The organism is Kitasatospora sp. NPDC093550, assembly GCF_044764985.1.
GTDB lineage: Bacteria > Actinomycetota > Actinomycetes > Streptomycetales > Streptomycetaceae > Kitasatospora.
Window position 1 is genome coordinate 1 of record NZ_JBIWJF010000012.1, and the last position, 22,124, is coordinate 22,124.

The 22,124-nt window shown below is 73.4% G+C and carries 19 protein-coding genes and 1 tRNA gene; 10 read left to right on the top strand and 10 right to left on the bottom strand.

Annotated features, from left to right (window positions below; translation table 11 throughout):
• Nucleotides 1-150: 150 nt before the first annotated feature.
• Entirely contained in the window at nt 151-777 is a 627-nt protein-coding gene (gene dhaL / locus ACIRD3_RS20200) for a dihydroxyacetone kinase subunit DhaL (RefSeq protein WP_402218299.1), read from the bottom strand.
• A 4-nt stretch (nt 778-781) separates the two neighbouring features.
• Nucleotides 782-1,777 (bottom strand): dihydroxyacetone kinase subunit DhaK, encoded by a 996-nt coding sequence (dhaK, locus tag ACIRD3_RS20205; RefSeq protein WP_402218301.1) that lies wholly within the window; start codon nt 1,775-1,777, stop codon nt 782-784.
• Nucleotides 1,778-1,913: 136 nt separating this feature from the next.
• On the opposite strand from dhaK, the gene dhaM reads away from it, so the two are divergent.
• Nucleotides 1,914-2,306: a dihydroxyacetone kinase phosphoryl donor subunit DhaM gene (dhaM, locus tag ACIRD3_RS20210; RefSeq protein WP_402218303.1), complete on the top strand. Its 393-nt coding sequence runs from the start codon at nt 1,914-1,916 to the stop codon at nt 2,304-2,306.
• 2 nt (nt 2,307-2,308) lie between these two features.
• Here dhaM and ACIRD3_RS20215 read toward each other — a convergent pair whose 3' ends face one another.
• Complete coding sequence (locus ACIRD3_RS20215; RefSeq protein ID WP_402218306.1) at nt 2,309-4,021, bottom strand: bifunctional 3'-5' exonuclease/DNA polymerase; 1,713 nt, start codon at nt 4,019-4,021, stop codon at nt 2,309-2,311.
• A 169-nt stretch (nt 4,022-4,190) separates the two neighbouring features.
• On the opposite strand from ACIRD3_RS20215, the gene ACIRD3_RS20220 reads away from it, so the two are divergent.
• Nucleotides 4,191-6,215: a M3 family metallopeptidase gene (locus tag ACIRD3_RS20220; RefSeq protein ID WP_402218308.1), complete on the top strand. Its 2,025-nt coding sequence runs from the start codon at nt 4,191-4,193 to the stop codon at nt 6,213-6,215.
• 34 nt (nt 6,216-6,249) lie between these two features.
• On the opposite strand, the gene ACIRD3_RS20225 is transcribed toward ACIRD3_RS20220, so the two are convergent.
• The gene (locus tag ACIRD3_RS20225; RefSeq protein WP_402218310.1) at nt 6,250-7,755 is read right to left on the bottom strand and encodes a cellulase family glycosylhydrolase; all 1,506 of its coding nucleotides are present in this window, start codon (nt 7,753-7,755) and stop codon (nt 6,250-6,252) included.
• A 124-nt stretch (nt 7,756-7,879) separates the two neighbouring features.
• Nucleotides 7,880-8,521 carry a TetR family transcriptional regulator gene (locus tag ACIRD3_RS20230; protein WP_402218313.1) on the bottom strand — a complete coding sequence of 214 codons (642 nt, stop codon included), beginning with the start codon at nt 8,519-8,521 and terminating at the stop codon, nt 7,880-7,882.
• Nucleotides 8,522-8,679: 158 nt separating this feature from the next.
• Between ACIRD3_RS20230 and ACIRD3_RS20235 the strand changes: the two genes are divergently transcribed.
• Nucleotides 8,680-9,906 (top strand): acyl-CoA dehydrogenase family protein, encoded by a 1,227-nt coding sequence (locus ACIRD3_RS20235; protein WP_402218315.1) that lies wholly within the window; start codon nt 8,680-8,682, stop codon nt 9,904-9,906.
• Nucleotides 9,907-10,007: 101 nt separating this feature from the next.
• On the opposite strand, the gene ACIRD3_RS20240 is transcribed toward ACIRD3_RS20235, so the two are convergent.
• The 3 genes from ACIRD3_RS20240 to ACIRD3_RS20250 all read right to left on the bottom strand — a co-directional run bounded on the left by ACIRD3_RS20240 (nt 10,008) and on the right by ACIRD3_RS20250 (nt 12,243).
• Complete coding sequence (locus tag ACIRD3_RS20240) at nt 10,008-10,610, bottom strand: hypothetical protein (protein ID WP_402218317.1); 603 nt, start codon at nt 10,608-10,610, stop codon at nt 10,008-10,010.
• A 95-nt stretch (nt 10,611-10,705) separates the two neighbouring features.
• A complete protein-coding gene (locus tag ACIRD3_RS20245; protein WP_402218318.1) occupies nt 10,706-11,515 on the bottom strand; it encodes an enoyl-CoA hydratase/isomerase family protein in 810 nt (269 codons plus the stop codon).
• A gap of 35 nt (nt 11,516-11,550) precedes the next feature.
• The gene (locus ACIRD3_RS20250) at nt 11,551-12,243 is read right to left on the bottom strand and encodes a TetR family transcriptional regulator (protein WP_402218321.1); all 693 of its coding nucleotides are present in this window, start codon (nt 12,241-12,243) and stop codon (nt 11,551-11,553) included.
• A gap of 188 nt (nt 12,244-12,431) precedes the next feature.
• Here ACIRD3_RS20250 and ACIRD3_RS20255 point away from each other — a divergent pair, with 188 nt between their 5' ends.
• On the top strand, nt 12,432-13,952 hold the full coding sequence (locus ACIRD3_RS20255; RefSeq protein WP_402218323.1) for an MFS transporter: 1,521 nt from the start codon (nt 12,432-12,434) through the stop codon (nt 13,950-13,952).
• 133 nt (nt 13,953-14,085) lie between these two features.
• On the opposite strand, the gene ACIRD3_RS20260 is transcribed toward ACIRD3_RS20255, so the two are convergent.
• Entirely contained in the window at nt 14,086-14,634 is a 549-nt protein-coding gene (locus ACIRD3_RS20260) for a GNAT family N-acetyltransferase (protein ID WP_402218326.1), read from the bottom strand.
• A gap of 75 nt (nt 14,635-14,709) precedes the next feature.
• On the opposite strand from ACIRD3_RS20260, the gene ACIRD3_RS20265 reads away from it, so the two are divergent.
• Nucleotides 14,710-15,321, top strand: a complete 612-nt coding sequence (locus ACIRD3_RS20265) for a TetR/AcrR family transcriptional regulator (protein WP_402218329.1) — start codon at nt 14,710-14,712, stop codon at nt 15,319-15,321.
• Between the two features lie 377 nt (nt 15,322-15,698).
• Here the strand turns inward: ACIRD3_RS20265 and ACIRD3_RS20270 are convergent.
• A tRNA-Arg gene (locus ACIRD3_RS20270) sits at nt 15,699-15,774 on the bottom strand.
• 635 nt (nt 15,775-16,409) lie between these two features.
• Here ACIRD3_RS20270 and ACIRD3_RS20275 point away from each other — a divergent pair.
• The 5 genes from ACIRD3_RS20275 to ACIRD3_RS20295 all read left to right on the top strand — a co-directional run bounded on the left by ACIRD3_RS20275 (nt 16,410) and on the right by ACIRD3_RS20295 (nt 22,044).
• Complete coding sequence (locus tag ACIRD3_RS20275) at nt 16,410-16,970, top strand: single-stranded DNA-binding protein (RefSeq protein ID WP_402218332.1); 561 nt, start codon at nt 16,410-16,412, stop codon at nt 16,968-16,970.
• Between the two features lie 356 nt (nt 16,971-17,326).
• Entirely contained in the window at nt 17,327-18,766 is a 1,440-nt protein-coding gene (locus ACIRD3_RS20280; protein WP_402218335.1) for a Cys-Gln thioester bond-forming surface protein, read from the top strand.
• 248 nt (nt 18,767-19,014) lie between these two features.
• Entirely contained in the window at nt 19,015-20,679 is a 1,665-nt protein-coding gene (gene ettA, locus ACIRD3_RS20285; RefSeq protein ID WP_402218337.1) for an energy-dependent translational throttle protein EttA, read from the top strand.
• 136 nt (nt 20,680-20,815) lie between these two features.
• Nucleotides 20,816-21,322 carry an acyl-CoA thioesterase gene (locus ACIRD3_RS20290; protein ID WP_402218340.1) on the top strand — a complete coding sequence of 169 codons (507 nt, stop codon included), beginning with the start codon at nt 20,816-20,818 and terminating at the stop codon, nt 21,320-21,322.
• Between the two features lie 29 nt (nt 21,323-21,351).
• The gene (locus tag ACIRD3_RS20295; RefSeq protein ID WP_402218342.1) at nt 21,352-22,044 is read left to right on the top strand and encodes a hypothetical protein; all 693 of its coding nucleotides are present in this window, start codon (nt 21,352-21,354) and stop codon (nt 22,042-22,044) included.
• The last annotated feature ends 80 nt before the right edge of the window (nt 22,045-22,124 follow it).

Consider the following 22,124-nt stretch of genomic DNA (forward strand, 5'->3'; position numbering starts at 1 on the left):
AGCGCTGGGCGCCGTTGGCAGTCTGAAAATCACCCGCAACGCCCCTCTCCGGGCCACCCCCTGCGCCGCCCCTTCCGCAGCACTCCCTCTCGCCTGGTCGGGTGGGGTGAGGGGGTGGGTGGGTGGGGGTGCTGTGGGTGGGGCGTGGGGTCAGGGGGTGAGGGTGGTGGCGAGGGTGCGGAAGATGAGGGCGGTGGAGGTGGCGCCGGGGTCTTGGTGGCCGATGCTGCGTTCGCCGAGGTAGGAGGCGCGGCCTTTGCGGGCTTGGAGGGGGGTGGTGGCGCGGGCGCCCTGTTCGGCGGCTTCGGCGGCTGCGGTGGCGGCTTCGGGGAGGGGGGCTCCGGTGGCGGCTGTGGCGCGGAAGGCGGCGACGGCGGGGGTCCAGGCGTCGACGATGGTTTTGTCGCCGGGGTCGGCTTTGCCGAGGAGGCGGATGGCGTCCAGGCCGGCGGAGAGGGCCTCGGCGAGGGCGGCCGGGTCGGCGGGTCCGGGCAGGGCGGCGCCGATGGCGCGGAAGGCCTTGCCGTAGAGGGGGCCGGAGGCGCCGCCGACCTTGGAGATGAGGGTGGTGCCGGTTTTGGTGAGGACGGCGCCGGGGCTGTCCGGGCGGAGGCCGTCGAGGGTGGTGAGGACGGCGGCGAAGCCGCGGTTGAGGTTGCTGCCGTGGTCGCCGTCGCCGATGGCGGAGTCCAGCTCGGTGAGCCGGGACTGGTCCTTCTCGACGGCGGCGGCGATCGCGCGGATCCAGGCCTCGGCCTGCGGGGTGTCGAAGTCCATGGTGTCAGGCTCGCTTGAGGGCGGGGGTGTCGACCGGGGCGTCCCAGAGTTCCAGCAGCTGGGGGTCGGCCTTGGTGAGGGTGAGCGAGAAGCCCGCCATGTCGAGGCTGGTGACGTAGTTGCCGACCAGGCTGCGGGCCACCGTGATGCCGCGCTCGGCGAGCCGGGCGGCGACCTCGCCGTAGACCACGTACAGCTCCAGCAGCGGGGTGGCGCCCAGGCCGTTGAGCAGGGCGATCACCTCGTCGCCCGGGGTCAGGTGGTGGTCGGTGAGGATGGTCTCGACGACCTCGGCGGCCAGGTCGCGGGCCGGGCGGAGCTTCTCGCGGCGGCGGCCGGGCTCGCCGTGGATGCCCACGCCGACCTCGATCTCGTCCTCCGGCAGGTCGAAGCCGGGCTTGCCGGCGGCCGGGACGGTGGCGGCGGTGAGCGCGATCGCGAAGGAGCGGGAGGCGGCGTTGACCCGCTCGCCGAGGGCGGCCACCTCGTCCAGCGGGGCGCCGCGCTCGGCGAGGGCGCCCGCGGTCTTCTCGACCAGGACGGTCGCGCCGGTGCCGCGGCGGCCGGCCGTCCAGGTGGAGTCCTCGACCGCGACGTCGTCGTTGACCAGGACGGTGCGGACCTCCAGGCCCTCCTCGGCGGCGAGTTCGGCGGCGAGCTCGAAGTTCATCACGTCGCCGGTGTAGTTCTTCACCACGAAGACGACGCCGGCGCCGTTCTCCACGGCCTTGGCGGCGGCCAGCATCTGGTCCGGGACGGGCGAGGTGAACACCTCGCCGGGGCAGGCGGCGTCGAGCATGCCGGGGCCGACGAAGCCGCCGTGCAGCGGCTCGTGGCCGGAACCGCCGCCGGAGATCAGCGCGACCTTGGGCCCGGCCGGACGGGTGGCCCGGGTGATCACCCGGTTGGGGATGTCCACCGTCAGCTCCGGGTGGGCGGCGGCGACTCCGGCCAGGGCGTCCTCCAGGACGCCTTCCGGGGTGTTGATCAGCTTCTTCAATGCTCTTCGCTCCCTCGGGTGACCTACGGCCGTCAATGCGACGCTACGCCAGACGGGGGTGGTGGGCACGGGGGGCGACACGCGCGTTTCCGGTCACTCTCCCGGAGTAGTGGGATCGGACCGTAGGGTCGAGGGCATGAGCGAAAACGTGGGCATCGTCCTGGTCTCGCACAGCGCCCGGCTCGCGGAGGGGCTGCGTGAGCTGCTCGGCGAACTCGCCCCGGACGGGGTGCGGGTGGTGGTCGCGGGTGGGACGGAGGACGGCGGGCTCGGCACCAGCTACGAGCTGATCGCCGGGGCGATCGCGCGGGCGGACGGCGGGGCGGGCGTGGTGGTGCTGCCGGACCTCGGCAGTTCGGTGCTCACCGCGGTGACGGTGCTGGAGGACGAGCCGCGCCCGGGTGTGCGGCTGGTCGACGCGCCGTTCGTGGAGGGCGCGGTGGCCGCCGCCGTCACCGCCTCGACCGGGGCGGGGCTGGCCGAGGTGGTCGCGGCGGCGGAGGACGCGCGCGGCTTCCGGAAGCTCTGAGGTCACTTGGCGTCGGCGTAGCAGTCCACCACGGCGGTGGTGAGCGGGAAGCGCACCGGGGTGTCGCCGAAGACCAGCCGGCGGGCCTCGTCGGCGGCCTCGGTGACGGCGGCGACCACCTCGTCGGCGTGGTTGGCCGGGGTGTGCACCATCACCTCGTCGTGCTGGAAGAACACCAGGTGGGGGCGGTCGGCGGGCCCGGCCGTCGGGAGTTCGCCGAGCCGTCGGCGCAGCGCGGCGAGCAGGGCGAGGGCCCAGTCGGCGGCGCTGGCCTGGATGACGAAGTTGCGGGTGAAGCGGCCGCGGGCGCGGGCGGTGCGGCCGCCGGCCTCGCCCGCGGTGTCGGCCTCGGTGAGGTCGAGGAAGTCGGCGGAGGCCGGCGGGCAGACCCGGCCGAGCCGGGAGGCGACCACGCCGCCGTCCTCGCCGGTGCGGGCGGCGGCCTCGACGTAGCCCATCGCGGCCGGGTAGCGGCGGCGCAGGGTGTTCAGCAGCGGCCCGATGTCGCCGCTGGTCTGCCCGTACATGGCGCCGAGCAGGCCGAGCTTGGCCTTCTCCCGGTCGCCCTGGAAGGCGGTGGCGGCGAGCGCCTCGTACAGGTCGCCGCCGGCCGCGGTGCGGGCCAGCCCGGCGTCCTGGGAGAGCGCGGCGAGCACCCGGGGCTCCAGCTGGGCGGCGTCGGCGACCACCAGCAGCCAGCCCGGGTCGGCGACCACGGCCCGGCGCAGGATGCGCGGGATCTGCAGGGCGCCGCCGCCGCGGCTGGCCCAGCGGCCGGAGACCACGCCGCCGACCACGTACTCGGGCCGGAAGCGGCCGCCGCGGGCCCAGGCGTCCTGCCAGGCCCACCCGTGCGCGACGTGGATCCGGGAGAGCTCCTTGTAGCGGACCAGCAGCCGGGCCGCCGGGTGGTCGACGCCCTTGAGCTCCCAGGAGCGGGTGGAGCCGAGCTGGATGCCGGCGTCGGCGAAGGCGCGCAGCACCTGGGTGTGCGAGTCGGGGTTGAACGGCTTGCCGCCGAGGGCCTGTTGGAGTTCGACGGCGAGGTCGGCGAGCAGCCGCGGCTGGGTGCCGGGGACGGTCGGGCGGGGGCCGAGCAGTTCGGTGAGCAGCCGGTCGTGGACGTCGACGCGCCAGGGCAGGCCGTCGTGCGCGATCTCGGCGGCCACCAGGGCGCCGGCCGACTCGGCGGCGGCCAGCAGCCGGAACCGCTGCCGGGCGGCCGGGTCGGCGATCGCGGCGATCCGGCGCTGCTGCTCGGCGTGGACGGCCACCACGGCGGCCAACGGGTCCGCGCCGGGCGGCAGTTGCAGTCGGTCCAGGGTGAAGAGGGTGTCCTGGCCGTCGTCGGCGCCGGGGAGGCCGGGCTCGGGCAGGTCGGCCGGGACGGGCAGGCCGTGCAGCCGGGACCAGGCGGCGCCGAGCGAGCGCGGCGCGCCGAACCGGCCCTCGTGGCCCAGCAGCAGGGCCTCGACCAGCCGCAGGTCGTGGCAGCGGGCGAGCCGGTCGGGCAGCCGCGGCAGCAGCGGGGCGTACCCGGAGTCGGCGGCGGCCCAGACCCAGCGCGGGTGCTCCGCGGCCTCCCGGGCGGCGACCGCGGCGGCCAGGTCGCGGACCTGCTCGGGCGGCCCGAGCGGGGCGCCCGCGTCGTCCAGCGGCTGGAGCCGGCCGCCGGGGCCGTGCGGATCGGGCGCGAGGGCGGTCCTGGGTGCCACGGGGGCTGCTCCTCTCCGGCGCGCGGTCGGACGTGCGGGTACGGGCACGGGTGCGCGGGGCTTGCGGCCCACTGGTCGCGGGCCTCCTGCGCTGACGGTAACCGGTGGGTACGACAACGGGAGGAGGGGCGCATAGGCAGGGTGGGTGACACCGCGTAGGGTCGGCGAAATGACCGAGAACCCGTTCTTCCGGCCCAGCACGCTGGACTACGAGCTGCCCCCCTTCGCGGAGATCCGGGAGGAGCACTACCTGCCCGCCTACGAGCGCGGGATGGCCGATCAGCTGGCCGAGATCGCGGCGATCACCGCCGACCCGAGCGTGCCGACCTTCGAGAACACGCTGGTGGCCCTGGAGCGTTCCGGCGACGTGCTGCGCCGGGTGGACGCGGTGTTCCGCAACCAGTCCTCCTCCGACACCACCGACCTGCTGGACGAGGTGGACGCCAAGGTGAGCCCGCTGCTCGCCGCCCACCACGACGCGATCCACCTGGACCGGGCGCTGTTCGCCCGGATCGAGGCGCTGTACCGTACCCGCGCCGAGCTCGGCCTGGACCCGGAGTCGCTGCGGCTGCTGGAGCGCCGGTACGCCCGCTTCGAGCGCTCCGGCGCGCGGCTGGGCGAGGCCGAGCAGGCCCGGCTGCGCGAGCTGAACGCCGAACTCGCCGTGCTGGGCACCACGTTCCAGCAGAACGTGAACGCCGCGAACCGGGCCTCCGCGCTGGTCCTGGACTCCGCCGAGGAGCTGGCGGGGCTGTCCGAGGACGCGATCGCCGGCGCCGCCGAGAACGCCCGGGTGCTCGGCCACGAGGGCAGGTACGTGCTGAGCCTGAAGAACACCTCCGGCCAGCCCGAGCTCGCCCAGCTCACCGACCGCTCGGTGCGCCGGCGGCTGCTCGACGCCTCGCTCGGCCGGGCCGTCGACGTCAACGGCCCGATCGCGATCCGGATGGCCGCGCTGCGCGCCGAGCGGGCCGCGCTGCTGGGGCACCCGAGCCACGCCGCGTACGTGGTGGCGGACGAGACGGCCGGGACGGTGGAGGCCGTCTCCGGCCTGCTGGCCCGCCTGGTCGGGCCGGCCGTGGCCAACGCCCGCCGGGAGGCCGCCGAGCTGGCCCGGGCGGCCGCCGCGGACGGGATCGAGGAGATCGCCGCGCACGACTGGGCGTACTACTCGGAGAAGGTGCGGCAGGACGCCTTCCAGGTGGACGCGGCGGTGCTGCGCCCCTACTTCGAGCTGGAGCGGGTGCTGCGCGACGGCGTGTTCTTCGCCGCGAACCTCGCGTACGGGCTGGGCTTCACCGAGCGGACGGACCTGACGGCCCACCACCCGGACGCGCGGGTCTTCGAGGTGTTCGAGGAGGACGGCACCCCGCTGGGCCTGTTCATCGGCGACTTCCACGCCCGGGCGTCCAAGCGCGGCGGTGCCTGGATGGACTCGCTGGTCGAGCAGTCCGGGCTGACCGGGCAGCGGCCGGTGGTGCTGAACACCCTCAACATCCCGCGCGCGGCGCCGGGCGAGCCGGTGCTGATGTCCTGGGACGAGGTGCGCACGCTCTTCCACGAGTTCGGGCACGCGCTGCACGGGCTGTTCTCGGACGTCCGGTACCCGCTGTTCTCGGGCACCGCGGTGCCGCGGGACTTCGTGGAGTTCCCCTCGCAGGTCAACGAGATGTGGATGGTCCGGCCGGAGGTGCTGGCCAACTACGCCCGCCACCACGAGACCGGGGAGCCGCTGCCGGCCGAGCTGGTCGAGCGGATGACGGCGGCCGAGGGCTTCGGCCAGGGCTTCCGCACGGTGGAGTACCTGGCGGCCACGCTGCTGGACTGGGCCTGGCACACCGTGCCGGTGGGCGAGGAGATCGCGGACGCCGAGGAGTTCGAGGCGCGCGCGCTCGCGGCGGCCGGGATCGCGGTGGACGCGATCCCGCCGCGCTACCGGACGGCCTACTTCCAGCACGTCTTCGCCAACGGCTACAGCGCGGCGTACTACGCGTACATCTGGTCGGAGGTGCTGGACGCCGACACCGTGCAGTGGTTCGAGGGCAACGGGCGGTCGGTGCGGGAGAGCGGCGAGCTGTTCCGGCGCGAGCTGCTGGCGCGCGGGTTCAGCCGGGACCCGCTGGAGTCCTTCCGCGCGGTGGTCGGCCGGGCGCCGGAGACCGGGCCGCTGCTGGCCCGCCGGGGGCTGCTCTAGCGCGGCGGGTGCCGTCCCGGCGTGACGGCCGCGCTCACCGCGCGGTGAGCGTGACCGTCACGGCGGTGCCGGGGCGGGCGTGCGGGAGCCGGATCCGTACGGTTCCCGCGTGCCCGTCCGCGGGCTGCTCGACCTCGACCCGGGCGCCGGCCGGGGAGACGGCGACGCGCGCGCCGTGCGGGAACGCGGCCGGGGGGAGGACGAGTTCGCCGGTGTGTCCGGTGCCGTCGTCGGTCCAGCGGACGGTCCCGCCGTCGGCGCGCAGGTCGGTGCGCACGTCGCTGCCGGCCACGGCGGCCGGGTAGGGGCCGAAGGCGGGCTCGTCGCCGGGCGCGGGGTGCCCGGCCGGGTCGAGCGCGCAGTAGCCGCCGCCGCCCCGGCACCAGTACCACATCGTCCAGCCCGCGGCGAAGCCGTCCATCGCGGCGACCTGCCGGCGGACCAGCAGGGTGTTGCCCGGCGTACGGGAGTTCGGCGGGCCCCATTCGCCGACCAGGACCGGCAGGCGGTGGGCGGCGGGGTAGGCGGTGATCGCGGCGGCGTACCGCTCGACGAAGCCGTCGGAGGGGTCCCAGTCGGCGCCGTTCTCGACGGCGGTGTCGTAGAAGTGCGGGGCGTAGCCGAGCCGGGGCGCGCCGGGGCGCGGGTCGGTGAAGCCGGGCAGCCGGGTGGGCACGCCCTGGCCGACCAGGACGGTCGGCTCGACGAACAGCCAGGCGCGGGAGTCGGCCCGGCGGACGGCGGTGATCAGCCGGCGGTACATGTCGGCGAGCCGGCCCTGTTCCAGGGCGGCGGAGGCGGCGGCCAGCACGGCCGGGTCGGTCGGGTCGCCGTCCACCGGGCCGAACGGCTCGTTGAACAGGTCGTAGCCCAACAGTGAGCGGTGGCCGCGCAGTTCGCGGGCGAGCCGGGTGTAGAAGTCGGCCTGCCAGGCCCGCAGGTCGGGGTCGTCGTAGAGGTGGCGGAAGGCGGCCTGGACGGCGGGCTGGAAGTAGCCGGCGAACCAGTCGTCCGGGTCCGGCGTGAAGGGCAGGCCGTCGTCCCGGGTGGCCCACGGCGGGATGCCGTTGGTGCCGCCGCCGAACTGCGGCCCGTAGACGTCCTGGTGGAAGTCGATCAGGACGAGCAGGCCCAGGCGGTCGGCCCGGCCGAGGAGTTGCCGCAGTCGGCGCAGCTCGACCGGGTCGAGGTGGCCGCGGGTCGGCTCCAGCCTGGTCCAGGAGACCGGCAGCCGGACCAGCGTGAAGCCCTGGGCGGCGATGGACGTGAGGTCGGCCTCGGTGGCCTCGGCGTACTTGTCGAGGTTGAAGCCGCGCAGGTGCAGTCGGCGGCCGTGGGCGTCGGTGAGGGAGGTGCGGCCGTCCGGGTCGGTGGCCGTGCCGGTCGGGACGTGTGCGGCCGGGGCGCCGTGCGCCGGGAGCTCGGTGCTCGTGGCGTCCGGGACGGGGGCGTCCGGGGCGGGGGCGCCTTGGGCCGGGGCGGCGGTGAGGATGGCGGTGGCGGCGAGCAGTACGGCGACGGCGGTGCGGCGCAGGCGCATCGGGGACCTCGCACGGCGGGGGGTGGGGGCCCGATGATGCCCGTGGTGTCGCGCGCCGCACAAGGGTCGTGCACTCAAGGTGCCTGCGCGCGGCGGCCGTTCGGCGGGGGCGCGCCGAAACGGTTCAGCCGGCGGCGGGTTCGGCGGGTGCGGGTTCGGCGGGTGCGGCCGGCAGGACGGCCGTCGGCAGGTCCGCGGCGGCGGCGAGGCGGCCCCAGAGCAGGTCGGCCAGCGCCTGCACCATCCGGGTGCGGGAGCAGGGCCTGGTCTCCAGCCACCAGTCCCCGGCGGCCAGCACCATGCCGGTGATGCCCCGGCCCCAGGCCTCGGCGAGCAGGTCGCGGTCGGCGCCGAGGTCGACCTGGCTCTGCACGGCCCGGGTGATCTCCTCGGCGATCTGCTTGAGCGCGGGGGCGAGCGCGTTGCCGGCGCCGCTCGGGTCGCCCGGTTCGGGGTGGGTGAGCAGCCGGTAGACCTGGGGGCGGGCCTCGATCCCGGCGAGGTAGGTGTCCAGGACGTGCTCGACCCGGTCGCGGCGCTCCAGCGGTTCGGCGAGGGCGGCCCGCACGGCGGTCAGCAGGCCGCTGGTGTGGCGCTCGGTCAGGGCTCTGATCAGGCCGGTCCGGTCGCCGAAGTGGCGGTAGAGGATCGGTTTGGTGATGCCGGCCTCGGCCGCGATGGCGTTCATGCTGGCGGTCGGTCCCTCGCGCTGGATGACCCGGTCGGCGGCGTTGAGCAGTTGCTCGCGGCGGGGCTCTCGGGACATGCGCTGCTCCTCGGGGTCGGGGGCGGGGTCGGGGGTCGACCGGGGTGCCCGCACCCCGGCGGGGGCGTTGACACCGGTTACCAATCAGTAGCAGACTCCGACGATGTTACCCGAGGTAACACCCCGGTCGGCCGCACACGTCTTCGGAGGCAAGCACCATGAGCAGCACGTTCTCGCTGGACCCGGGCGCGGACCAGCTCGCCGTACGCGACTGGCTGCACGGCTTCGCCGCCGACGTGATGCGCCCGGCCGCGGCCGAGTGGGACGAGCGCGAGGAGACCCCCTGGCCGATCATCCAGGAGGCCGCCAAGCTGGGCATCTACTCGCTGGACTTCTACGCCCAGCAGTACTTCGACCCCTCCGGCGTCGGCATCCCGATCGCCATGGAGGAGCTGTTCTGGGGCGACGCGGGCCTCGGGCTGTCCATCGTCGGCACCACGCTGGCCGCCGTCGCCGTGCTGGCCAACGGCACCGACGAGCAGATCGGCACCTGGACCCCGCAGATGTTCGGCACGCCCGACGACCTCAAGGTGGCCGCCTTCTGCTCCTCCGAGCCGGACGCCGGCTCCGACGTCTCCGCGCTGCGCACCCGGGCCGTGTACGACGAGGCCAAGGACGAGTGGGTGCTCAACGGCACCAAGACCTGGGCCACCAACGGCGGGATCGCCGCCGTCCACGTCGTGGTCGCGACCGTCGACCCGGAGCTCGGCGCCAAGGGCCAGGCCTCCTTCGTCGTCCCGCCGGGCACCCCCGGGCTGAGCCAGGGCCAGAAGTTCAAGAAGCACGGCATCCGGGCCTCGCACACCGCCGAGGTCGTGCTGGACGGGGTCCGGGTGCCCGGCAGCTGCCTGCTCGGCGGCAAGGAGAAGCTGGACGAGCGGCTGGCCCGGGCCCGCGAGGGCGTCAAGCGCCCGGGTGGCAAGGGCAACGCGGCGATGGCCACCTTCGAGGCCTCCCGTCCGGCCGTCGGCGCGCAGGCGATCGGCATCGCCCGGGCCGCGTACGAGGTCGCGCTGGACTACGCCAAGACCCGTGAGCAGTTCGGCCGTCCGATCATCGACAACCAGGGCGTGGCGTTCCAGCTCGCCGACATGAAGACCCGGATCGACGCGGCCCGGCTGCTGGTGTGGCGGGCGTCCTGGATGGCGGCCACCAACCAGCCGTTCACCGCGGCCGAGGGCTCGATGTCCAAGCTGTACGCGGGCGAGACGGCCAAGTACGTCACCGCGCAGGCGATGCAGATCCTCGGCGGCAACGGCTTCACCCGGGAGTACCCGGTGGAGCGGATGCACCGGGACAGCGCGATCTACTCGATCTTCGAGGGCACCAGCGAGATCCAGCGGCTGGTGATCGCCCGGGCGATCTCGGGGATGCCGATCCGCTGAGCGGTGCCGGTGCGACGGCGCCCGGTGGCGGCGCGCGGCGGCCGGTGGCGGGGTGCGGTGCCCGGGGGTGGGGCGGCCCGGCAAGATCCGAAAGAGAGGGCCTAGCGGGCGAGCCAGAAGGTGAGCCCGGCGGTCAGGGCGCCCACCGCCGCGCCGACGACGGTCTGCGCGGTGGTGTGGTCCCGCAGCACCACCCGGGACCAGCCGATCACCGCGACCACCGGGCCGAGCAGCAGCCAGAGCGGGCCGAGCGCGACGGCGAGGCAGACCACCGCGCCGGCGGCGACGGCGGTGTGCACGGAGACCTTCCACCAGGCGGTGATCACCAGGATCGGGATCAGCGAGGCGAACATCGCCAGCACCATCGCGGTCATGTCGGACGGGGCGTCCAGCAGGATCATCACCGCGAAGCTGATCAGCACCGAGCCCATGATGAACGGGAGGACGGTCAGCCGGCGCTGCCGGTGACCGACGTGGCGGTCCTCCACGGTGCCCTTGCGCATGCCGCGTCGGATGAACAGGGTCGGGATGACGGCCGCGAACAGGGCCGCGAAGGCCGCCCAGCCGAGGCCCGTCCAGCCGTAGCGCAGGACGCCCATCAGCGGCAGCACCGCGATGATCACGTTCTTCGGCTCGACGCCGTCGGTGATCCGGCGGGCCCAGGTCGTCCGGACGGTGGGGGCGGCCGCGGGCTCGGTGGTCATCGGGTGCTCCGGGGTGAGGCGTGAAGGGGGGAAGGGGGAAGGGAAGGGGGCGGTACGGGTCGACGCGGCTCGGCGCGGCCCCCGGCGGGAGGGGCTCAGAAGCGCGGTGGGCGGCCCTCCAGGAAGGCGGCGAGGCCCTCGTGGACGTCCGAGGCCTCCCGGGAGCGGCGCTCCCACGGGGCCAGCGCCTCGGCGGCCTGCTCCGGCGGGACGGCGAGGGCGGCCTTCACCGCGCCGATGGTCTGCGGTGAGCGCTGCGTCAGCAGCCGGGCGAACTCCAGCGCGTTCGCGTCCAGTTCCGCCGCGGGCACGACCCGGTCGGCCAGACCGATCACGGTGTTCCGCAGCCCCTGCAGCAACTCGCCCGAGAACAGCAGGAACTTGGCCCGGGACGGTCCCACCAGCCGGGCCAGCCGCAGGGTCGGCACCGCCGGGTAGACCACGCCGAGCTTGGCCGGGGTGATGCCCATCCGGGCGTCGTCCGCCACGAACCGCAGGTCGCAGGCGACCGCCAACTGGCAGCCGCCCCCGACGCAGGCGCCGTGCACCACGGCGATCGTCGGGTGCGGGAAGGCCGCCAGGGCCTCCTCGGCGGCGACGTTGACCGCGTGGTAGGCGTCCGCGCTGTCCGGATCGGCGTAGACCTCGGCGAGTTCGTCGATGTCCGCGCCCGCGCTGAAGGTGCCGCCGGCGCCGGTGACCAGCAGGACGCGCACGCCCGGCTGCTCCGCGATCCGGAAGAGCAGCTTGGGCAGGGCCTGCCACATGGCCAGCGTGATGGCGTTGCGGCGCCGCGGGCGGGCGAACTCCAGCACGGCGACGCCGTCTTCGCCGACGTGGGCGCGCAGGCCGTCCACGTCGGTGGGCAGCGGGGTGCGTCCCCGGGTGAGCAGGGGCTGGTCCATGCGTACCTCCGGATGATCGTGGTACGCACACCTTCTCAGGGCGTGTCGGCGCAGTAGTCCCCGAGTCCCCGTTCGACCAGGGCGAAGGCGCGGCGGGTCGCGTCGAGGGCGGCGTCGAGGGAGTCGGCGGCGCGCTCGCCGGCCAGCATCCGGCGCTGGTTCTCGCCGGTCAGGGTCAGTCGGGCGGCCAGCAGCTGGGCGGCGGCGACCCTGGCGGTGAGCTCGTCGTGGGCCCGGTCCTGCGCGAGCAGTTCGGCGGCCAGTAGGGTCTGGGCCTTCTGGTCGAAGCCGGCGGTGGCGCGCATCAGCAGGGCCGGGGTCTGGTGGATCACCCGGACCACGTTGAGGACGACCGGGTCGTCGCTCAGCCCGGTGGAGGGGTCGAAGCGCTCCAGTGCGGCCAGGAAGTGCTCGCGCAGCGCCACCACCGCCGAGGTGCCCGGGGCGCGCTCGCGGACCACCCGGGCCGGCTCGTCGAGGTGCTGTTCCATCGGGCCCATGACCAGGTCTTCCTTGGTGGGGAAGTAGTTGAAGACGGTCATCTTGGACACCTCGGCGGCGGCCGCGATCTCGGCCACCGACACCTGGTCGAAGCCCCGCTCCGCGAACAGCCCGACGGCGGTGCGCCAGAGCCGGATGCCGGTCTGGATCTTCTTGCGCTCGCGCAGCGGGAGCGCGTCGAGGTCGAAGCCGTGGTCGGGGCCGCCGAAGCCGGAGTGGGTCGCCATGGCGGCGACTGTACCAGGAACAACCATTGACCGGGATTATTGATTGATCGAGATCATTCATTGGCTGGGATGAAACATGTTCTGAGCTTAAGCATTGACCAGGTACAAAAATCCTGTCATGGTGGTGCCGTGCCCGCCGGACCGCACCGGTCCGGCCCGAACTCCACGGATCCCGGGGGGACTTCCCGATGGCGACCACCGCCCTGATGACACCGGCCCAGCGCAAGCTGGGCATGCTCCTCTGCCTGGTCACGATCGTGCTGGCCGTGCTCGACATGAACATCGTGTCGGCGGCCACCGTGCCGATCGTCCGCGACCTCGATCCCGTGCACGGCGTCGACCGGCTGCCCTGGCTGATCAGCGCCTTCGCCCTCGCGGCCACCGCGCTGCTGCCGCTGTACGGCCGGCTCTGCGACAGCTACGGCGCCAAGCGGGTGCTGATGGGCGCGGTCGCCACCTTCCTGCTCGGCTCGGCGCTGTGCGGGGCGGCGCAGTCGATGGAGCAGCTGATCGCCTTCCGGGCCGTCCAGGGCATGGGCGGCGGCGGGCTGATGAGCGTCACCATGGTCGTCATCGCCCAGTTCAAGGACCCGGAGGAGGGCGGAGGCGGCGGCAAGGGCGGCGCGGTGGGCGGGATCGTCGCCGGCCTCGGCATGGCGGTCGGCCCGCTGATCGGGGCGCTGTTCACCGACCACCTCGGCTGGCGCTGGATCTTCTACCTCAACCTGCCGCTCGGTCTGCTGGTGCTGGTCGGCGTCGCCCTGGTGGTCAAGCTGCCGAAGGCGGCGGGCCGTCAGGGGCTGGACTTCCTCGGCGCGGGCCTCGCGGCGGCCTTCGCGGTCGGACTGCTGCTGGTCACCGAGTGGGGCGGCAAGGACTACGCCTGGACCTCCCCGGTGATCCTCGGCCTGGCCGCCGGCACCCTCGCCGTGTTCGGGCTGTTCCTGTGGCGCCAGGCCGTCGCCGCCGCGCCGGTGCTGCCGCTGTCGCTGTTCCGGATCCCGGCCGTGCGACTGGGCTTCGCCGTCCAGGGCCTGGTCGGGATGGGCATGGTCGGCTCGATCGTCCACGTGATGCTCTACCTGCAGGTCGCCCGGGGCGTCGCCCCGACCGCGGCCAGCCTGTACCTGATCCCGATGGCGGTCGGGATGACGGCCTCCGGGCTGCTGGCCGGCCGGTTGAGCACCCGGGGCATCGCCACGGGCACCCTGCTGACGATCGGCTCGGGCTGCGCGGCGCTCGCCCTGCTGCTCCTCGGGCTGAGCGGGCCGACCACCGGGCTGTGGGCGGTCCAGCTCGAACTCGCTCTGCTGGGAGCCGGGTTGGGCCAGCTGATCGGTCAGCTGATCACGGTGGTGCAGGAGGCCGCGCCGGCCCACCAGCTCGGCGTCGCGACCACCGGCGTCCGGTTCTTCCAGAACCTGGGCAATGCGCTCGGCGCGGCGCTGTTCGGCACCGTGCTGGCCCGGGCCTTCGCGGCCGGGGAGCCGGGGCGGCCGCTCGGCGCGGTCCGTACGCTCACCGGCCCGGCGCGCGAGCACGCGGTGCGCGCCTTCACGGACGCGGTGGACGTGGTCTTCCTGTCGGCCGGCGGGGTGCTCGTACTGGCGGTGCTGCTGGTGTGGCGGCTGCGGCGGATCAGCGGTGCCGAGGTGGCCGGGTCCGCGGGGACCGGGACGAAGGAGGACCGGCCGGTGCTCGCGGCCTGAGCGGGCGGGCCGGACCGGGGGACCGGGCGGCCGGGCGTGCGGGGCGGGGCGGCCGGGCGTACGGCGGCCGGGCGTGCGGGGCGGGGCCCGGTGGACTGCGGGGGAGTCCACCGGGCCCCGCCCGTTCGGCGTCTCAGCCCCGGGCGGCCCACTCCGAGGCCAGGATCGCCCAGATCTCCTTGTCCAGGCGGACCCCGTTGTGCAGGTACCACTCGCGCAGCACGCCGTCCCGCGTCATCCCGACCCGCTCGGCGACGGCGCGGCTGCGGGCGTTGACGGAGGTGCACCACCACTCGGCCCGGTGCAGGCCGCGGGTGACGAAGGCGTAGTCGAGCAGCTGCCGCACGGCGGCGGTGATCAGACCGCCGCCCTCGCCGGCCGGCTCGGTCCAGGCGCCGATCTCGCACACGCCGGACTTGGTGTCGAAGCTCACGAACATCACGCCGCCGACCAGCGTGCCGTCCCGCCAGATGCCGTAGATCCGCTTCTGGTCCGCGGCCTGGCCGTCGGCGTAGCGCTGCAGGGTGGCGCGGGCGGAGTCGAGGTCGGTGGAGAAGGTGGCCCAGGGGATCCAGGGATCGGTGTGGGCGCGGGCCCGGTCGATGTGGGCCAGGAACTCGGGGGCCTGCCACGGCTCCAGCGGGCGCAGTTCGGCGTGGTCGGTGAGCGGGACGGCAAACACGGGCGGCCCTTTCGCGGGTGGTGCACGACTGGTCGGAGTCATTCATAACAAACGTTTGGTATGTACGATAGCCCCATGACACCGGCCCGTGGAGACCATGACGCCCGCCGCTCGGAAGTGTCCGAGGGGGTGTGGCGGGTGCTCTCCACCCGCGGCTTCGAGGGGCTGACCCTGCGCGCCGTCGCGGCCGAACTCGGCGCTTCCACCGGGATGTTGACGCACTACTTCCCGAACAAGCGGGCGCTGCTCAGCCACGCCCTGGAGGAGCTGGACCGGCGCTCGACCGCCCGCCCCCGGCGCACCGCGCCAGCCGACGGCAGTCCGCCGCCACCCGCCGGGCTGCCCCGGCTGCGGGCGGCGCTGCTCGACGTGCTGCCGCTGGACCGGGACGCCGCCGCCGACAACCGGATCTGGGTGGGCTCCTGGGACCACGCCCTGGCCGATCCGGAGCTGGCGGCCGCGCACGCGGGCCGCTACGCCCGCTCGCGGGTGGCGCTCACCGCGCTCGTCGCGGACGCCCAGCGGCTCGGGGAGCTCCCGGCGCAGGCCGATCCGGCCGAAATCGCCGCCGGCGCCCAGGCCTTCGTGCTCGGACTGGTGGTGCAGGCGCTGTTCGCCCCCGAGGAGTTCCCGGCGGAGCGGCAGACCGCCCTGCTGGACGCGCACCTGGCCGGACTGGCGGGCTGACGGACCCCTCGGGTCGGTCCGGCTGGTCGGACCGGTCGGACCGGTCGGGCTGGTCGGGCCGGTCGGACCGGTCGGGTCTGTCGGCCTGGGGGAGCGGCGGGCCGGCGGGGGTTCTCCCATGCCCGGCGGAATGCTCCGGGGTGGGGGATTCGCCCGGGATTTCCGCCGTTCGAGGGGTCTGTGCGGTTGTCCGAACCGCGCCATTCCGGAGCCAGGGCAAAGGCGGGCCGGACGGCCAAAGGCCGGCGGCGGGTTTTCGCGGCGGGCATGACACGCATTGTCACGGGTTATGCGCGGTGGGTGCTTGGCATTACCGGGCGAACCCGAGTCGCTACGCATGGTCGCGGTGGCGGCGGTGGCCTGCGGGAATTGCAGGGTGGCGCCCCCAGCAGGATTCGAACCTGCGACCTACCGCTTAGAAGGCGGGTGCTCTATCCGCTGAGCTATGGGGGCGGGACGGGCGGCGCCCCGGAGGGCGTGACCGTTGCCGGGATCGGGCGACGAGCGCCGGGGCGCGCGTGGTCCGGCCCCGTACCTGAGGGTGGGGGTGGGGGTTGGTGGGCCCTCGCCCTGTCGGGGACAGGATAAGGGTGTCCAGTTCCTCGGCCGGGTGTGACGACACCGTCGTTGGTGTGTCGGTTCGGTGGAGCGGTCCGATAATCGCAGGTGAACGCCGTGAGTGCAGCGGTCTGGGAGTGTTCCGCGCCGGACGTTGTGCAGTCGTTACGGGGCTGCCTCCTCACCCGTTATGGATTCGACACGGAGAATGTGCCGCCGATGGCGTGGGTGGGGGGCGCTAATCGCGGTTGTACCGGTCGGATGACGTGCGCGGACGGGGCCCCGGCGGGCGTTCCGGCGCGCGTCCGGCGGGCGTCGATCAGCGGGTTTGTTGTCATGGCCGCGAAGAGGCGAGGGCGAAGCGCTCCCGGGAAGGCCGAAATTCACCCCTGCGAGTGACAACTGATTCCCACCGGGTCGAGTTATCCACAGGATTTCGGAAGTCACTGGCCCGGATTTCTCCTGAAGTACACGCTCAACGCGCACCGGTCGATTCCGTACGGTGCATCGGCGAGAACGGAGAGTGTGCCGTGAGCGAGACGCATGTGACGGTGCTCGGCAATGTCGCGACGGAGGTCAGCTACGGGGAAACCGCCGGCGGGGTGCCGATGGCCCACTTCCGGCTCGGCTGCACCGAGCGGCGGTACGACCGGCAGCGTGAGTGCTGGGTGGACGGCGAGACGCAGTGGGTGACGGTGACGGCCTGGCGGGCGTTGGCGGTGAACCTGATCGGCTCGCTGGCGAAGGGCGATCCGGTGCTGGTGAGCGGTCGGCTGCGGGTGCGGGAGTGGACGGAGGGCGAGGTGAAGCGGACACGGGTGGAGATCGACGCCCGATCGGTCGGACACGACCTCACCCGCGGTACCTCGGCGTTCCGTTGGGCCGCGGGGGTGCGCGGGCAGCCGATGGGCGGCGGCGCCCCGGCGGCGGCGGAGCCCGGGGGCGAGGCGGTGCCGGAGTGGATCGTGAGCGCACTGGAGGCGCGCAAGGCCGCCGCGATGGCCCCGGCGGCGGGCTCGGTGGCGACGGGCGGTCCGGAGGAGGTGTCCGGGAGTGGACGGGGAGGTGGCGAACAGGCGGCGCTGAACTGACCGGTCGGCGACCTGCTCTGTCGACAAATATGTTGATCGAGAATGCTGTTGCGCCCGCTCGCGCAATCCTGACCGGATAACAGAAAGTGGCGAGGAGTTTCTGGTCGTCCGTCAGCTTGTGTGGAACTTGAGGGGGTTGATAACGATCCAGATACGGAACTGTCCTGATTTCGCATGGGGGTTTCGGGGCCTCTGGGGGTCAATAGGATTCGTCTGGTTCAAACCCGCAGCAGTGCCACAGGGGGCACGCGCGGCACGGCAAGTCGGCGGGCCCGCCCCATCGGCGGCGGTCCGGCCCGGAGGGATCCCAGATGTTCCAGAGGCAGGGGCGGAGTCTGTCCCGGATAACCACTGTCATGCTCACGACCGGCTTGACGCTGGGCGGAGGGCTGTTCGCGGCCGGTGCGGCGGTCGCCGCGGACACCCCGGGTGCGGGTGTGACCGCCGTGGTGCAGCCCACCATGATCAGCGAGAAGATCGACGTCGAGGGCGAGGGCACCGTCGACGGCGGCCTGTTCACGCTCAAGACCGCCGACGGTGAGCTGCAGACGTACTGCATCGACTTCGGCTTCCCGGTGGACATCCGGAAGAAGATCCAGTACCAGGAGTCGGACTGGGCTTCCAGCTCCCTCGGCGACAAGAACAAGGTCGAGGCCGCCGCCAAGATCCGCTGGATCCTGGAGAACTCGTACCCCCAGGTCAAGGACCTCACCGTGCTCGCCAAGGCCGCCGGCGCGGGCAGCCTGAGCCCCGAGGCCGCCGCCGCCGGCACCCAGGCCGCGATCTGGAAGTACTCGGACAACAAGAACGCCGTCCCGCGCGACGAGAACGCCAAGAAGCTCCGCGACTACCTGACGGGTGCCGCCAACAAGGGCATCGCCGCGGAGCCCAAGCCCTCGCTGACCCTCAGCCCGGACTCGGTCTCCGGCAAGTCCGGCGGCAAGCTCGGCCCGTTCACCCTCAACTCCAGCGCCTCCGAGGTGAAGCTGGCCGTCACCGGCGACGCCACCGACAAGGTCAAGCTGCTGGGCGCGGACAACAAGCCGGTCGGCGGCTCGGTGACCGGCCCGATCCCGAAGGACACCCAGCTGTTCCTGGACGTGCCGGCCGGCACCCCGGACGGCTCGGTCACGGTGACCGCCAGCGCCTCCACCGTGGTCCCCAGCGGCCGTGTCTTCCTCAGCAAGGGGTACACCCGCGAGGAGCACAGCCAGACCATGATCCTGGCCGGCTCCACCAAGCTGAACGTCGCCGACGCCGCCAAGGCCACCTGGAAGCAGGGCAAGGGCGCGCTGATCGACAGCACCGCCAAGGTCGAGTGCGCCAACGGCGGCGTGCGCGTCTCCGTCACCAACGGTGGTGACGAGGCCGGCACCGTCACGGTCGGCAAGCAGTCGCTGACCGTCCAGCCGGGCAAGACCGAGAGCGTGCTGGTCAAGGTCGACGAGAAGACCGCGTACGACATCACCGTCTCCGGCCCGAACGGCTACAGCCGCGAGTTCAAGGGCGTCCTGGACTGCAAGACCGGCACCGGCACCACGCCGACCCCCGGCCCGTCCACCCCGGCCCCGACCGGCACTCCGTCGGGCACCCCGTCCGGCACCCCGAGCACCGGTGCCGGCCAGCCGACCCCGGCGCCCACCAGCACCGCCCCGGGCACCGGCGGTCTGGCCCAGACCGGTGCCAGTGACTCCACCCCGATCCTCGCCGCCGTCGCCGGTGGCCTGGTCGTGGCCGGTGGCGCCGCGGTCTTCGTCCTGCGCCGTCGTGGCCGCCACGGTCGCACCACCGCCTGATCCGCTCCACGAGCCCCGGAGGCACTGACCTCCTGAGGCCCTGAGCGGAGCCCGGCCCCCCGCAACCACTGCGGGGGGCCGGGCTCTTCGCGTTGCGGGCGGTGAGTGCCGGGCCGGGCGCCCGCGGTGCGCGCGCCGGGCCGGGATACCCCCGAGGGGCACCCCGGCGGTTCGGGGCTCCCGGCCGGGTGCGGCACAATGGAAGGCTGCAAGCCGAATTACTCCCGACGACGCCGGAGCGATCTCACGTGGCGGAATACATCTACACGATGCGCAAGGTGCGCAAGGCTCACGGAGACAAGGTCATCCTTGACGACGTGACGCTCAGCTTCCTCCCCGGAGCGAAGATCGGCGTCGTGGGCCCCAACGGTGCCGGTAAGTCCACCGTGCTGAAGATGATGGCCGGCCTGGAGCAGCCGTCCAACGGCGACGCCTTCCTCTCGCCCGGCTTCACCGTCGGCATGCTCCTCCAGGAGCCGCCGCTGGACGAGTCCAAGACCGTTCTGGAGAACGTCGAGGACGGCGTCAAGGAGATCAAGGGGAAGCTCAACCGCTTCAACGAGATCGCCGAGCTGATGGCGACCGACTACTCGGACGCCCTGCTCGAGGAGATGGGCAAGCTCCAGGAGGACCTGGACCACGCCGAGGCCTGGGACCTGGACGCCCAGCTGGAGCAGGCCATGGACGCGCTGGGCTGCCCGCCCGGCGACTGGCCGGTCACCAAGCTCTCCGGCGGTGAGCGCCGCCGCGTCGCGCTCTGCAAGCTGCTGCTCGAGGCGCCCGACCTGCTGCTGCTCGACGAGCCCACCAACCACCTGGACGCCGAGTCGGTGAACTGGCTGGAGCAGCACCTGGAGAAGTACAAGGGCACCGTCGTGGCCGTCACCCACGACCGGTACTTCCTGGACAACGTCGCCGAGTGGATCCTGGAGCTCGACCGCGGCCGCGCGTACCCGTACGAGGGCAACTACTCCACCTACCTGGAGACCAAGCAGTCGCGTCTGAAGGTCGAGGGCCAGAAGGACGCGAAGCGCGCCAAGCGCCTCAAGGAAGAGCTGGAGTGGGTCCGCTCCAACGCCAAGGGCCGCCAGGCGAAGTCCAAGGCCCGTCTGGCCCGCTACGAGGAGATGGCGGCCGAGGCGGACAAGATGCGGAAGCTGGACTTCGAGGAGATCCAGATCCCGCCGGGCCCGCGCCTGGGCAGCGTCGTCATCGAGGTCGAGAACCTCAACAAGGCCTTCGGCGAGAAGGTCCTGATCGACGACCTGAGCTTCACCCTGCCGCGCAACGGCATCGTCGGCATCATCGGCCCGAACGGCGCCGGCAAGACCACCCTGTTCAAGATGCTCCAGGACCTGGAGACCCCGGACAGCGGCACGGTCAAGGTCGGCGAGACGGTCAAGATCAGCTACGTCGACCAGAGCCGCGCCAACATCGACCCGAAGAAGACCCTCTGGGAGGTCGTCTCCGACGGTCTGGACTGGATCAACGTCGGCCAGGTCGAGATGCCGTCCCGCGCCTACGTGTCGGCCTTCGGCTTCAAGGGCCCGGACCAGCAGAAGCCGGCCGGCGTGCTCTCCGGTGGTGAGCGCAACCGCCTGAACCTGGCGCTGACCCTCAAGCAGGGCGGCAACCTGCTGCTCCTCGACGAGCCCACCAACGACCTCGACGTCGAGACGCTCTCCTCGCTGGAGAACGCCCTGCTGGAGTTCCCCGGCTGCGCCGTGGTCATCTCCCACGACCGCTGGTTCCTGGACCGAGTGGCCACCCACATCCTCGCCTACGAGGGCGAGAGCAAGTGGTTCTGGTTCGAGGGCAACTTCGAGTCCTACGAGAAGAACAAGATCGAGCGGCTCGGCGCCGACGCCGCCCGTCCGCACCGGGCCACGTACAAGAAGCTGACCCGAGGCTGACATCCGGCTGTCACGACGGCCCGGCAGACTGCCACCCCAGGCGGCCTGCCGGGCCGCGGCCCGCCGCCACCGTCCGTCGCCGCCCGTCGGCGCCGGGGGAGCGGCGGCGGGCGACCGCACACCGAGGAGAACACCCGTGGCCCGCCACATCTACGCCTGTCCGCTGCGCTGGTCCGACATGGACGCCTTCGGGCACGTCAACAACGTGGTCTTCCTGCGCTACCTGGAGGAGGCCCGGATCGACTTCATGTTCACCCAGGCCGCCGAGGCCGGCGCCGGGGAGTTCGCCGGCGGTTCGGTGGTGGCGCGCCATGAGATCGACTACAAGCGTCCGTTGGTGCACCGGCCGGAGCCGGTCACCATCGAGACCCGGGTGACGAAGATCGGCGGCGCCTCGCTGACCGTCGCGTACGAGATCAAGGACGTCGCCGAGGACGGCACCGAGACCGTGTACGTCCGGGCGTCCACCGTGGTCGTCCCCTACGACCTGGCCGAGGGCCGGCCGCGCCGGATCTCGCCGGTGGAGCGCGCCTTCCTCTCGCGCTTCATGGACGACGCCGATGACGCCGACCACGCCGTGCAGGCTGAGCAGGCCGTGCAGGCCGTGCAGGCCGACCGGGCCGGCGTGCCCGCCGCCGTCTGACCGCACCCGATGATTCGAGCTGAGCTGCGTTGACCGTCACCGCCCGTCTCGCCCTGACCGACGCCGGGGAGGCCGCCGACCTCTCCGCCTTCCTGCTGCGCCTGCTGCGCTTCGACAAGGCGGCGGCCGTCCGGCTGCAGGCGGTGGGGCCGGGGGCCGAGGACGGCGTGCTGGCCGCCTTCGGGCGGCTGCCGCTGGGTGGTTCGGGCGCGCTGGCGATCCGCACCGCGCGGCTGGGCGGCCTCGACGAGGCGGTGGACCTGACCGTCTCGGCCGGCCAACTGCTGGACGGCGTGGACGTGGCGGAGGGCACCGTCGCACTGCCCGCGCCGGTGACCGGCCCGGCCTGGGCCGGACTGCTGCCGCCGCGCACCGGCTGGCGGCCGGCCGGGGCCCCGCCGGTGGCCGAGGTGTACCCCGAACTCATGGCCGGGGTGCGGGAGTTCCGCGAGCGCAGCGAGGCCGTGCCGGCCCACCACCGGACCCGTACGGTGCTGGACGCGCTGGCCGACGAGATCTGGTCCCGGCCGGTGTCCGCGCTGCCGGAGCTGCCGCTGCGGGCGGTGCACGCCGCGTACGTGATGGGCTTCCTGACGCCGGGCGCCCCGCTGTCCGTGCACCGGGCGGGTGGCTGGTTGCGGCTGAGCGCGCCGGCGGGCTCGGTGGCGGTGCGCACCGCGGCCGCGCCGGGCGCGGGGCTCGGGCTCAGCCCGCTGAGGTAGCTCCGCCCGTGGACGTAGTCCCGGCCGCTGAGGCAGCTCCGCTCGCTGAGGTAGCCCGGGCCGACCGGCCGGCCCCGCCG